The following is a 12595-nucleotide window of genomic DNA, read 5'->3' as shown; positions in this document are numbered from 1 at the left end:
TGGGAGACGACAGTGGGAGGTTCGACGGTGCGCATCGCGCTCCTGACCTATCGCGGCAACCCGACCTGCGGCGGCCAGGGAATCTACGTCCGGCACCTGAGCCGGGAGCTGACCCGGCTCGGGCACCGGGTCGACGTCCTCTCCGGACCGCCCTATCCGGAGCTCGACCCCGGCGTGACGCTGGTCCGGGTGCCCAGCCTGGACCTCTACCGCCAGCCCGACCCGTTCCGGATGCCCGCGCTGCGCGAGTACCGCGACTGGATCGACGTCGTGGAGGTGGCCACGATGATGACCGCGGGCTTCCCCGAGCCGCTCACCTTCTCGCTGCGGGCCCGCCGGCTGCTCAAGGCGTCCCCCGGCCGCTACGACGTGGTGCACGACAACCAGACCCTCGGCTACGGGCTGCTCGGGATGCTGCGCGACGGCCTGCCGCTGGTGACCACGGTGCACCATCCGATCCAGATCGACCGCGCCCTGGACCTGGCCGCGGCGGACTCACGGTCCCGGCGGGTGTCGCTGCGCCGCTGGTACGGCTTCACCCGCATGCAACGGCAGGTGGCCGGCCGGCTGCCGGGCGTCCTGACGGTCTCGGGCGCCTCCCGCGACGAGATCGTCGAGCATCTGCGGGTCCCGGCCGAGCGCATCACCACCGTCCCCATCGGCACCGACCCCGACCGCTTCGCCCCGGACCCGGCGGTCCCCCGGATCCCCGGCCAGATCGTCACCACGGCCAGCAGCGACGTCCCCCTCAAGGGCCTGGAATACCTGGTGGAGGCGGTCGCCAAGGTGCGTACCGGCCGCCCGGCGACGCTGGTGGTGATCGGCGAGGCCAAGCCGCGGCGGGTCAAGGACCTGCACGAGCGGTTCGGGGCGGCGACCGTCCGGTTCACCGGCCGGCTCAGCGAGGACAACCTCATCCACACCCTGCGCAGCTCGCAGATCGCGGTGGTCCCGTCGCTGTTCGAAGGGTTCTCCCTGCCGGTCGTCGAGGCGATGGCCTGCGGGCTGCCGGTGATCGCGACCACCGCCGGGGCCCTGCCCGAGGTGGCCGGGCCCGACGGGGTCGCCGCCCGGCTGGTGCCGCCGGCGGACGCCGAGGCCATCGCGGAGAGCCTGCGCGAGCTGCTCGACGATCCGGCGCAGCGCGAACGATTGGGCCGGGCCGGCCGGGAACGGGTCGAGCAGCAGTTCACCTGGGCCCGCTGTGCCGAACGCACCGCCGACAGCTACCGCGCGGCGATCGCCGCGCAGAAAGGACGGTCCGGCCGGTGCTGACCATCGACTTCGACCGGGTGCCGCTGAAACCCGGCGACCACGCCCTCGACCTCGGCTGCGGCGCCGGCCGGCACGCCTTCGAGCTGTACCGCCGCGGCGCGAAGGTGACCGCCGTCGACCTCAACCCGACGGACATCGCCCAGGTCAAGGACATGTTCGCGGCGATGACCGAGGCCGGGGAGCAGGGTCCGGGCGGCACGGCGGTGGCCCTGCGCGGCGACGCGCGCCGGCTGCCGTTCCCGGACGGCTCATTCGCCGTCGTCGTGCTCTCCGAGGTGCTCGAGCACATCCCGGACGACCGTGCGGTCATGGCCGAGGCGCAGCGGGTGCTGGCGCCCGGCGGGATGCTCGTGGTCACCGTCCCGCGCTGGTGGCCGGAGCGGATCTGCTGGGCGCTGTCCGACGCCTACCACGAGGTCGAGGGCGGCCACATCAGGATCTACCGACGCCGCCAGCTGCTGTCGCGGCTGCGCGCGGCCGGGCTCACCCCGCGGGGCACGCACCACGCCCACGCCCTGCACTCGCCGTACTGGTGGCTGAAGTGCCTGGCCGGGCCGGACAACGACGACGCGCTGCTGCCGCGGCTGTACCACCGGATGCTGGTGCACGACATCATGCGCCGCCCGTGGTGGACCCGGATCCCGGAACGCCTGCTCAATCCGGTGGTCGGCAAGAGCTTCGTGGTCTACCTCGACAAGGAGAACATGCCTCGGGCGGGCACAGCATGACCGAGACCCTCCTCAGCGCCGGGCCGCTGGACGACGAGGCCATCACCCGTACGGTGGAGTTCATCCTGCTGACCCAGGAACCCGACGGCGCCATACCGTGGTTCACCGGCGGTTACACCGACCCGTGGGACCACGTCGAGGCGGCGATGGCCCTGGACGCGGCCGGCCGGCACGAGGCCGCCCGGGCGGCGTACGACTGGCTGCGCCGGGTGCAGAACCCGGACGGCTCCTGGTACAGCCGCTACCAGGACGGCGTGGTCACGGACAGCACCAAGGAGTCCAACTTCGCCGCGTACCTCGGGGTGGGGCTCTGGCACCATCTGCTGTGCACCGGCGACACCGTCTTCCTGCGCCGGATGTGGCCCACGCTGGAGGCCATGGTCGACTTCGTGCTGGGCCTGCAGCTGCCGGGCGGCGAGGTGGCCTGGGCGGTCAGCCCGGCCGGCACCCGGGCCGACGAGGCGTTGCTGACCGGCTGCTGCAGCATCCTGCACGGGCTGCGCGGCGCCCAGGCGGTCGCCGCCCACCTGGGGCTGGCCCGGCCGCGCTGGCGGCAGGCGGCCGACCGGCTCGCCGGCGCGCTGACCGGGCATCCCGAACGGTTCGCGCCGCGGCACCGCTTCTCGATGGACTGGTACTACCCGGTGCTCGGCGGGGCGCTGCGCGGTGACGCCCGGCGCCGACGCCTGACGGACGACTGGGAGCGGTTCGTGGTGCCCGGCCTGGGCGCCCGCTGCGTGGCCGACCGCCCGTGGGTGACCGCCGCCGAGACCAGCGAGCTGGCGCTCGCGCTGTGCGCCACGGGCGACACCGCCACCGCCGCGGAGCTGCTGGCCGGGCTGGACAAGCTGCGGTACGAGGACGGCTCGTACTGGACCGGGTACGTGTACCCGGACGACGCCTTCTGGCCGGTGGAGCGGACGACCTGGACGGCCGGCGCCGTCGTGCTCGCCGCCGCGGCCGTCGTGGGGGCGCCGGCGACCAGCCGGGTCTTCGCGACCCCGGAGGACTAGCGAACCCGGCGCAGCACCCGCAGCGAACCCCGGCCGTCCGCGGCCGACTCGGTGAAGTCCCCGCTGTCCAGTGCCCGCCGGTAGATCCGGTACGGCGCCTGCCCGCCGTCGCGCGGGTCGGGGAAGACGTCGTGGATGACGAGCAGGCCGCCGGGGGCCAGGTGCGGCGTCCAGCCCTCGTAGTCCTGGGCCGCGGCCCGGTCGGTGTGCCCGCCGTCGATGAAGACCAGGGCGACCGGCCGGCCCCACAGCGCCGCGGTGGCGCCGGAGGAGCCGACGAGCGCCACGACCACGTCCTCCAGCCCGGCCCGGTGCATCGTGCGCCGGAAGGTGGGCAGCGTGTCGATCCGTCCGGTCTCGGGGTCGACCAGGTCGGGCTCGTGGTACTCCCAGCCCGGCTGGTGCTCCTCGGACCCGTGATGATGGTCGACCGTGACCACCCGGCGTCCCCGGGCCCGGGCCGCGGCGCCGAGGTAGACGGTCGACTTACCGCAGTACGTCCCGATCTCCAGCAGATCGCCGAGCTCGCCGGCGGCCAGCCCGGCCGCGTACAGCGCCAGGCCCTCGTCCGGCGGCATGAACCCGCGGGTGTCTTCCGCGATCTCCCGCAGCCGGTCATCCATAGGAAGATCGCTCACCATGGGCCAGATTGTGCCACGGCCCCCCACCGCCACCGGCCTACCCAGCGCCACCGGCCTACCCAGCGCCACCGGCCTACCCAGCGCCACCGGCCCACTCACCGCCACCGGCCTACCCAGCGCCACCGGCCCACCCAGCGCCACCGGCTCCCTCACCGCAACCGGCCCACCCACCGCCACCACCGCACCGTGGGGGTTTCAGGGGGCTCGGCCCCCTGAGCCGGCATACGAGAGAAGGCCCCAGTTCGCGCTCTCCGCGAACAGGGGCCTCCGCCTTCTCGCTCCCCCGACTGGACTCGAACCAGTAACCTGCCGGTTAACAGCCGGCTGCTCTGCCAATTGAGCTACAGGGGATCGTGCCGACGCCCGACTTCCCGCTCCCGCGGATCGTCGTGGCGACCGGAATGACAATACATGACCGAGGCACCCGGGTGAAAACGGGTGACCCGGCACGCCGGGCCGCGCGTAACGGGGATGAAACCCGGACCGGGGGCATGAGTGCGGTGCAGGATGGGTAAGCACCTGTTCGACGCACGAGCGTCACCGAACGGAAGGAGCCGCCATGCGCGGAAAGCTCATGTTCATCACGGGTCTCGCGGCGGGCTTCGTCCTGGGCAGCCGTGCCGGCCGGGAGAAGTACGAAGAGATCACCGCCAACGCCAAGAAGGTGTGGGAGCACCCGACGGTCCAGGAGGCCGCCGGAGTCGCCCAGGCGCAGGCCAACAAGCTCTACACCGAGGGCAAGGACAAGCTCAACGAGTCCAAGCTCGGTGAGAAGCTCAAGTCCGCCAGCACCACCTCCGGCACGGGCTCCGAGACCAGCACGCTGTCCACCAGCGGGTCCGGGATGACCTCCTCGAACGGCACCGGCACCACGTACTGACAAGTACCGCTTCTCAAGGCCCGGCCCACCGACGGTGGACCGGGCCTTTGGCGGTTCAGGAGGACGACGAGAAGGCCGCGTCGAAGGCCGCGCTGGGCGCGTCGAAGGCCAGCCGGCGCACGAACTGCAGCGCCTCCGGGGCGCCGACCAGGCGGTCCATGCCGGCGTCCTCCCACTCCACGGACAGCGGCCCGGTGTAGCCGATCGCGTTCAGCGCGCGGAAGCAGTCCTCCCACGGCACGTCGCCGTGCCCGGTCGAGACGAAGTCCCAGCCCCGGCGCAGGTCGGCCCACGGCAGGTGGGAGGACATCCGGCCGCGGCGGCCGTCGCCGGTACGGACCTTCGCGTCCTTGCAGTCGACGTGGTAGATCTTCTCGGCGAACTCGAGGATGAAGTTGACCGGGTCGAGGTCCTGCCAGACGAAGTGCGACGGGTCCCAGTTGAGCCCGAAGGCGGGCCGGTTGCCGATCGCCTCCAGGGTGCGCCGGGTGGTCCAGTAGTCGTACGCGATCTCGCTGGGGTGGACCTCGTGGGCGAACCGCACCCCTTCGGCGTCGAAGACGTCCAGGATCGGGTTCCAGCGGTCGGCGAAGTCCTGGTAGCCGCGTTCGATCATGGCCGGCGGGACCGGCGGGAACATGGCCACGGTGTGCCAGATCGAGGAGCCGGTGAAGCCGACCACGGTGTCCACGCCGAGCTTGGCGGCGGCCCGGGCGGTGTCCTTCATCCGCTCGGCGGCGCGCTGCCGTACCCCCTCGGCCTCGCCGTCGCCCCAGATCGCCGCGGGCAGGATGTCCTGGTGCCGCTCGTCGATCGGGTGGTCGCAGACCGCCTGGCCGACCAGGTGGTTGGAGATCGCGAAGACCTTCAGGTTGTGCTTGGCCAGCTGTTCACGCTTGCGCTCGACGTAGTCGTCCTCGGCCAGCGCCCGGTCGACCTCGAAGTGGTCGCCCCAGCAGGCGATCTCCAGGCCGTCGTAGCCCCACTCGGCGGCCAGCCGGCAGACCTCGTCGAAGGGCAGGTCGGCCCACTGGCCGGTGAAGAGCGTGATGGGTCGCGCCATGTCATCTCCCAATTCGTGCTGCACGAAGAGGGTTCCGGTGGCCCGCGCGAGGGCGGCGGGCCGAGGGCACAGCCGTGCTGACGTCGCGGCCGGACCGGGTTTGCGCCTCCCGGCCGGCCCGCCCGTCACGGCGGCGCCCGCCTCGACTCTAGAGCCGCGGCCGCGGCCGCGGAACCCCCGCGATCAGTGCGCGGCGCAGGCTTCGGCGGGCGGCGACAGGCCGAGCTCACCCAGGAAACCCATCAGGTACGCGATCTCGGCGCCGGCGCCCCCGGCGGAGGACTCGACGGCCAGGTATTCGGTGCCGGGATGGGCGCCGCCGGTCAGGTGCCGCAGGGCGGCCTGCCACACCTCCGTGGTGGCCGTCAGCGGCGGCGCGGGCGGGGTGTGCAGCGGGATGTGGCAGCGTACCCGCCACGGGCCCGGCGGGAAGTCGCGCAGCGCCTCGGCCAGGTCGGCGGCCTGGTCGCCGGCGGGGTTGGTGACCGGGCGGGGGTGGCCCGGCTCGACGTACCCGCGCAGGGCCTCGGCGGACGCGATCGGATCCACCGCCTCCAGGGCGGCGGCGATCCGGGCCCGGATGACCGCGATGCCGGCCGCGGCGAGCTGGTCGAGCACGGCCACCGGCCCCTGCCAGGTGCAGGCCAGGTGGGCGAGGTCGAGGCTGACGCCGAGGCGCTCGCGGTCGAGCCGGCCGAACGCCTCGACGATCGCTTCGGCGCGGTCGAGCACGAAGCCCGGCTCGGGCTGGAAGCCGACGCGGACGGCCCGGCCGGTGTGCCAGGCCACCTCGGCCAGGCCGGCGGAGAGCCGGGACAGGATCCGGGCGCTCGCCTTCTGCTTGGCGGCGTCCCAGCCGGCCCGCGGGCCCAGGCCGATGGTGGTCACCGCGCCGCGGACGGCGTCCTCGGGCATCAGGTCGGTCAGGATGCGGGCCAGGTCGAGGGTGTACTCCAGCCGGGCCGGCTCGCTCCAGTCGGGGGTGACGGGGTCCTCGTCGCCGCCCTCGGCCCAGGGCGCTCCGCTCAGCGTGACGATCTCCAGCCCGCGGGCGGCGATCTCGGCACGCAGCCGGGTACGGGAGCGCCCATCGATCGCGAGGGCGGCGGCGAGGGTGGGCGGGAGCCAGAGGCTGACCCCGAGGGTCTCCACGGCCAGCCGGTCACGGACGGCGGCGTACGCGTCGAGGTGCTCGACGACGGCCGGGAGATCCCGGGCGGGCCGCTCGTGGGTGCCGTGGCTCAGGTGGACGACCCGGCCCGAGTGGTGGCGCAGACGCATCAGAATCCCTCCTGGAGCGGGGCGTCACCGGTGCATTCGCACGTGCATCGGTTCGTGCAGCGTCCAGTATGGACCACGATGCCGCGGGTTTCCGACGCTGTCGTGGCGGACCGGCGGGGTGCCATGACGCCTCCATCCGTGGGGTTGTCTGCCCTCCGGTACGAGACTCGACCGCCTGCCGGATCAGCGGCGTACCCGCCGTGCGACGCCGTGAGCGGCACAGACTTGATCTACAAAGGGCGGTGGCATCGGCGTCGGCCGATCCCACCGCCCGTCGTGAGCTGCCCGGGAACGCCCCGTACGGCAAGTCGACACACCACCGCAGAGAGCGTTATCTGTTCATCAAATGCACACTTGGACACGCACGGAACGGCTACACGTGCGGATGTCCCGCGGCTGTCCGGCACCGGCCGGGAACCCGGTCGGTCGATGCCGGACAGCCGCTCCGTCGTACGCCCGACGAACCGGGGCGCAACCGGTTCGTCCCTCGCGGCGTACGGCGGAGGCTTCTCACACGCTGGCCAGCACCGCCTCCACATCCACCCAGGCGGACGCCGCGGCCGAACGCTCGACCGCGTCTAGGACCAGCTGCACCTGCAACGCGTCGGCGAACGACGGCGTGGGGTCCTGACCGGCGGCGACCGCCTCGATCAGGTCCCGGACCTCGTGGGTGAAAGTGTGCTCGTACCCGATCGGGTGCCCCGCCGGCCACCACGCCGCCATGTACGGGTGGTCCGGCTCGGTCACCAGGATCGTGCTGAACCCCTGTTCGGCGGCGGGTAGCGTGGCGTCGTAGAACTCCAGCTCGTTCATCCGCTCGAAGTCGAACACCAGCGAGCCCCGCGAGCCGTTCAGCTCCACCCGCAGCCCGTTCTTGCGGCCGGTGGCGAACCGGGTCGCCTCATACGTGGCCACCGCTCCCCCGTCCAGCCGGGCCAGGAACAGCGCGGCGTCGTCCACGGTGACCTGTCCGCGGCCCGTGCTGCCGTTGCCCTCCGCCGACAGGCCGGCGGCCGCGGTGGGCAGCGGCCGCTCCTTGACGAAGGTCTCGGTCAGCGCGCTCACGCCGGTGATCGACTGCCCGGTGACGTACTGGGTCAGGTCGACGATGTGCGCGCCGATGTCGCCCAGCGCGCCGGAGCCCGCCACGTCCCGGCGCAGCCGCCAGACCAGCGGGAATTCCGGGTCGACGATCCAGTCCTGCAGGTAGACGGCGCGGACGTGGCGGATCGTGCCGATCCGGCCGTCGGCCACCAGCTGCCGCATCAGCGCGACCGCGGGGACCCGGCGATAGTTGAACGCGCACATCGCCCGTACCCCCCGGGACCGGGCCCGGGCCGCCGCCTCGGCCATCTCCCGGGCCTCGGCCACCGAGTTGGCCAGGGGTTTCTCGCAGAGCACATGCTTGCCGGCGGCCAGCGCGGCCAGCGCGATCTCCCGGTGGGTGTCCCCCGGCGTGCAGATGTCGATCAGATCGATGTCGTCGCGCTCGACGACCGAGCGCCAGTCGGTGGCGTGCGCCGCCCAGCCGAGCTTGGCCGCCGCGGCCGCGACCTTCTCCTCGTCGCGGCCGCAGACGACCGACATCCGGGCCGACAGCGGCAGGTCGAAGGCGTGGTTGACGGTGCGCCAGGCCTGGGAGTGCGCGGCGCCCATGAACGCGTACCCGACCATGCCGACCCGCAGCTGCCCCATGAGATCTCCTTTACGACGAAAGTGGACGGACCCGCTCAGAAGCCGAGCTTGGCGTACTTGGCGGCGTTCTCCTTGGTGATCGTCTCGGAGGCGAGCGTGATCTCCTTGGGCACCTGCAGCTCCACCAGGTCGGACATGCCCTTGTTCTGGCCGATCAACCGGGCCAGCGAGATCGCCGACGAGGCCATCGACGGGCTGTAGGTCACCGTTGCCTTGAGCACGCTGTTGTCGGCCGTGATCGCGTCGATGGCGGCCTTGGAGCCGGCGCCGCCGACCATGAAGAACTCCTTGCGGTTGGTCTGGTTGACCGCCGCGAGCACGCCGATGCCCTGGTCGTCGTCGTGGTTCCAGAGCGCGTCCATCTTGGGCAGCGCCTGCAGCAGGTCGGTCGCGGCCCGCTGGCCGCCGTCGGCGGTGAAGTCCGCCGGGCGCCGGTTGGCCACCTTGAAGCCGAAGGTCGCCAGCGCCTCGGCGAAGCCCTTCGACCGCTCCTGGGTCAGCTCCAGGGAGTCGATGCCGGGGATCTCGCCGATCACCGGGTTGCTGACCCCCTTGGACTTGAGCTGCTGGCCGATGTAGGTGCCGGCGGCGATGCCCATGCCGAAGTTGTCGCCCTTGATCTGCAGCCGGTACGCGGCCCGGTCCGGGAACGCCCGGTCCAGGTTGACCACCGGGATGCCGGCCCGCATGGCCTCCAGCCCGACGGCGTTCAGCTCCTTGCCGTCGTGCGGCAGCATCACCAGCACGGTCGGCTTCTGCGCGATCAGGGTGGCCAGCGCCGCCCGCTGGGTGGCGGCGTCCGCGCCGGCCTCGACGGCCCGCAGCTCCACGTCGGAGTACGCGCCCGCCTGGGCCTTGGCGTTGTTGGTGATGGCGGCGATCCAGCCGTGGTCGGCCGCCGGGGCGGAGAAGCCGATGACCACCTTCTGGCCCGGGGCGGCGTTCGGGTTCGCCTCCTCGTTGTTGGTGTTCACCTGCGTGTTCTCCTGCGGCGTGTTGCTGGTGCAGGCGGTCAGCAGAGCGCCGGCGCCGACCGCGGCGCTCCCGAACAGGATGCGGCGGCGGGACAGGTTCGACATGTTTTCTCCAGGGGTGACCGGGCGGCCGTCACCGGTCGCCGTGGTGGGTGTGGGGGGTTGGTCAGCTCGAGGAACGACCCAGGAGTTGGGTGAGAGACTTGTAACGGAACTGCTGGACCAGCACGGCCGCGACGATGATGGCGCCCTTGACCATGTTCTGGGCCTCGGTGGAGAGGTTGTTGATCGCGAAGAGGTTGGTGATGGTGGAGAACACCAGCACGCCGAAGAGCGCGCCGATGATGGTGCCGCGGCCGCCGCTGAGCAGCGTGCCACCGATGATCGCCGCGGCGATCGCGTCCAGTTCGTAGAGGTTCGCCATGGCGGCCTGCGCACTGGTCGCCTGGGACGTCAACATGATCGCCGCGATGCCGCAGCAGAGGCCGGACAGCGCGTACAGCAGCAGCGTGTGGAACTTGACGTTGATGCCGGCGAGCCGGGCGGCCTCCGGGTTGCCGCCCACGGCCACCGTGCGGCGGCCGAAGGTGGTGCGGTTCAGCAGCACCCAGCCCGCGGCCACGACCAGGGCCAGGATGTAGACCAGCACCGGGATGCCGAGCCACCGGGTGCTGGCGATCGAGTTGATCGTGGTGTTGGCCGACACCTGGGTCTGCTTGCCGGAGATCTGCGCCGCCACGCCCCGGGCCGCGACCATCATGGCCAGGGTCGCGATGAACGGCACCAGCCGGCCGTACGAGATCAGCACGCCGTTGATGAGCCCGACCACGACCCCGACCACCAGGGCCGTGAAGATCATGCCGGCGGTGCCGTAGCTCTGCGTGGCCAGCGTGGTCGACCAGACGCCGGCCACCGCGATGATCGCGCCGACCGACAGGTCGATGCCCCCGCCGATGATCACGAAGGTCATGCCGACGGTGACCACGCCGATCGCGGACGCCTGCTGCAGGATCGTGAAGGTGTTGTTCTTCACCCAGGTGGCGTCGCCGTACAGCTCGGGCCGGGTGGCGGCGCCGATGATCACCAGCACCACGAGGACGCCGATCAGCCCGAGATTGCGGCGCAGCGGCTCGGCGCCGTCGCTCTTGAACCAGTTGCCCCGGGCCCGCGCCTGGGCGGGCGGCGCCTCGACCGGCGGACTCTGCGCCGGCAGGCTCGCCTTGGTCGTCTGATCCGTCATGCCGGCTCCCCTTCCATCAGAGATCCCGCCATGACGAGATCAAGAACAGTGGCTTCGTCGATCTCGCTCGCCGGCGCCTCGTGGATGAGGTGCCCCTCGCGCATGACCAGCACCCGGTCGGCCAGGCCGAGCACCTCGGGAACCTCGCTGGAGACCATCAGCACGCCCACCCCGCGGGCGGCCAGGTCGTGGATGACCTGGTAGAGCTCGGCCCGGGCGCCCACGTCCACGCCCCGGGTGGGCTCGTCGAGCAGCAGCAGCTTCGTCCCCCCGAGCAGCCACCGCCCGACCACGACCTTCTGCTGGTTGCCGCCGGACAATGTCCGGATCGGACGGTTCACGTCCCCCCGCGGGCGCAGCTCCAGCGCGGCGGCGGTCTCCGCGGCGGCGGCCCGCTCCTTGCCGGTGTCGGTGAAACCGCCGCGCGCGTAGCCGGCGAAGCTCGACAACGTCATGTTCCGGTAGATCGGCTCGTCCAGCAGCAACGCCTGGCTTTTGCGCTCCTCCGGGGCCATCCCCATGCCGGCCCGCACCGCGCCGCCGATGGAGGTGATCCGCTTACCGTTGAGGGTGACGGTCCCGCGGTCCGCCCGGCGCGCCCCGAAGATGGTCTCGAGCAGCTCCGAACGCCCCGAGCCGACCAGCCCGGCGATGCCGACGATCTCGCCGGCCCGCACGCTCAGCGACGCGTCGGCGAACTCGCCCTCCCGGGTCAGCCCCTCCACCTGCAGCAGCGGCTCGGTGGCGGCGGTGGACGCGCGCGGCGGGAAGACGTACTCGATGGTCCGCCCGGTCATCCGGCTGACCAGCTCCCGGGTCGGCGTGCTGCGCGCGGGCAGGTTGGCGGCGGTGGTGCGGCCGTCCTTGAGCACGGTGACCCGGTCGCCGATGTCGCGGATCTCCTCCAGCCGGTGCGAGATGTAGATGACCGCGATGCCCTGCGCGGTGAGCTCCCGGATGATCCGGAACAGGTTCCGCACCTCGTCGTGGGCGAGCACGGCGCTGGGCTCGTCCATGACGATCAGCCGGGCGTCGTGCGAGAGCGCACGGGCCATGCTGACGATCTGCTTGCCGGCCGCGGGCAGCGACCGGACCAGGCGGCGCGGGGAGATGTGGTCGTGCCCGAGCCGGGCCAGGATCTGCCTCGTCCGGTACGCGGTGGAGCGCCGGCGCAGGAAGCCGGCGCGGCTCTCCTCGTGGCCGAGGAAGGCGTTCTCGGCCACGGACAGATCGTCGACCAGGTCGAGCTCCTGGTAGATCGTGGCGATACCGGCACGCATGGCGGCCTGCGGGCTGGCCGGGGCGAAGGGCTGGCCCAGCCAGGTGATGCTGCCCTCGTCGGCCCGGTGCACGCCGGCGAGCACCTTGATGAGAGTGGACTTGCCGGCGCCGTTCTGGCCGAGCAGGCAGTGCACCTCCCCGGCGCGGACCTCCAGCTGGACGCCGTCGAGGGCGCGCACGCCGGGGAAGGTCTTGACCACGCCGTCGAGGCGGAGCACGACGTCGCCGAGGTTGGGGCGGTCGGGCTTTCCTTCGGGCGCGGGCTGTTCTCCGGGCGTGTGTCCGTCTTCCGTCGCCGGGCGATCGCCGGCCGCGGGCTGTCCTTCGGGCGCGGGCTGTCCCTCCGGCGCGTGCCGTCCCTCGGGCGCGGGCGCGGGCTCGTCTCGCGCTGCCGGGCGGTCGGCGCTCGCGGAGTGCCCTTCGCTCGCGCGTCGTTCCGTGGGCGGCGGGCGGTCTCCCGCCGGCTGCTCGGGGATCGCGGCGCCGGCGCTTCCGGGGGCCGGGCTGTCGGCGGACCGGCCGGG

The 12595-nt window shown here is 72.4% G+C and carries 11 protein-coding genes and 1 tRNA gene; 4 read left to right on the top strand and 8 right to left on the bottom strand.

Features of this window, described 5'->3' with window-relative positions; all coding sequences use genetic code 11:
- The first annotated feature begins 27 nt into the window (after window positions 1–27).
- The 3 genes from Ani05nite_RS22410 to Ani05nite_RS22400 are packed head-to-tail and all read left to right on the top strand — an operon-like array spanning window position 28 to window position 3016.
- On the top strand, window positions 28–1275 hold the full coding sequence (locus tag Ani05nite_RS22410) for a glycosyltransferase family 4 protein (RefSeq protein ID WP_239130493.1): 1248 nt from the start codon (window positions 28–30) through the stop codon (window positions 1273–1275).
- A complete protein-coding gene (locus tag Ani05nite_RS22405) occupies window positions 1269–2003 on the top strand; it encodes a class I SAM-dependent methyltransferase (protein ID WP_203771062.1) in 735 nt (244 codons plus the stop codon). Before Ani05nite_RS22410 ends, Ani05nite_RS22405 begins: the two co-directional genes overlap by 7 nt.
- On the top strand, window positions 2000–3016 hold the full coding sequence (locus Ani05nite_RS22400) for a prenyltransferase/squalene oxidase repeat-containing protein (protein WP_203771061.1): 1017 nt from the start codon (window positions 2000–2002) through the stop codon (window positions 3014–3016). The genes Ani05nite_RS22405 and Ani05nite_RS22400 overlap by 4 nt, the downstream gene beginning before the upstream one ends.
- Here the strand turns inward: Ani05nite_RS22400 and Ani05nite_RS22395 are convergent.
- Both Ani05nite_RS22395 and Ani05nite_RS22390 read right to left on the bottom strand, forming a co-directional pair.
- Window positions 3013–3654 (bottom strand): class I SAM-dependent methyltransferase, encoded by a 642-nt coding sequence (locus Ani05nite_RS22395; RefSeq protein ID WP_239130492.1) that lies wholly within the window; start codon window positions 3652–3654, stop codon window positions 3013–3015. The two genes, Ani05nite_RS22400 and Ani05nite_RS22395, sit on opposite strands and share 4 nt — an antisense overlap.
- Window positions 3655–3935: 281 nt before the next feature.
- A tRNA-Asn gene (locus Ani05nite_RS22390) sits at window positions 3936–4008 on the bottom strand.
- Between the two features lie 208 nt (window positions 4009–4216).
- Here Ani05nite_RS22390 and Ani05nite_RS22385 point away from each other — a divergent pair.
- Window positions 4217–4537: a hypothetical protein gene (locus tag Ani05nite_RS22385; RefSeq protein ID WP_203771057.1), complete on the top strand. Its 321-nt coding sequence runs from the start codon at window positions 4217–4219 to the stop codon at window positions 4535–4537.
- Window positions 4538–4592: 55 nt separating this feature from the next.
- Here Ani05nite_RS22385 and Ani05nite_RS22380 read toward each other — a convergent pair whose 3' ends face one another.
- The 6 genes from Ani05nite_RS22380 to Ani05nite_RS22355 form a co-directional block, all read right to left on the bottom strand.
- A complete protein-coding gene (locus tag Ani05nite_RS22380; RefSeq protein WP_203771055.1) occupies window positions 4593–5600 on the bottom strand; it encodes a sugar phosphate isomerase/epimerase family protein in 1008 nt (335 codons plus the stop codon).
- Window positions 5601–5783: 183 nt separating this feature from the next.
- Entirely contained in the window at window positions 5784–6881 is a 1098-nt protein-coding gene (locus Ani05nite_RS22375; RefSeq protein ID WP_203771054.1) for an apurinic/apyrimidinic endonuclease family protein, read from the bottom strand.
- Window positions 6882–7391: 510 nt separating this feature from the next.
- Complete coding sequence (locus Ani05nite_RS22370; RefSeq protein ID WP_203771052.1) at window positions 7392–8576, bottom strand: Gfo/Idh/MocA family protein; 1185 nt, start codon at window positions 8574–8576, stop codon at window positions 7392–7394.
- 35 nt (window positions 8577–8611) lie between these two features.
- Complete coding sequence (locus tag Ani05nite_RS22365) at window positions 8612–9655, bottom strand: substrate-binding domain-containing protein (RefSeq protein ID WP_203771050.1); 1044 nt, start codon at window positions 9653–9655, stop codon at window positions 8612–8614.
- A gap of 61 nt (window positions 9656–9716) precedes the next feature.
- Complete coding sequence (locus tag Ani05nite_RS22360) at window positions 9717–10790, bottom strand: ABC transporter permease (RefSeq protein ID WP_203771048.1); 1074 nt, start codon at window positions 10788–10790, stop codon at window positions 9717–9719.
- Window positions 10787–12289, bottom strand: coding sequence for a sugar ABC transporter ATP-binding protein (locus Ani05nite_RS22355; RefSeq protein WP_203771047.1), 1503 nt, complete (start codon window positions 12287–12289; stop codon window positions 10787–10789). The genes Ani05nite_RS22360 and Ani05nite_RS22355 overlap by 4 nt, the downstream gene beginning before the upstream one ends.
- Window positions 12290–12595 lie beyond the last annotated feature (306 nt).

The sequence above is a fragment of the Actinoplanes nipponensis genome, assembly GCF_016862275.1.
GTDB classification, from domain to species: Bacteria; Actinomycetota; Actinomycetes; order Mycobacteriales; family Micromonosporaceae; genus Actinoplanes; species Actinoplanes nipponensis.
This window is presented reverse-complemented; position numbering and strand designations above follow the sequence as displayed.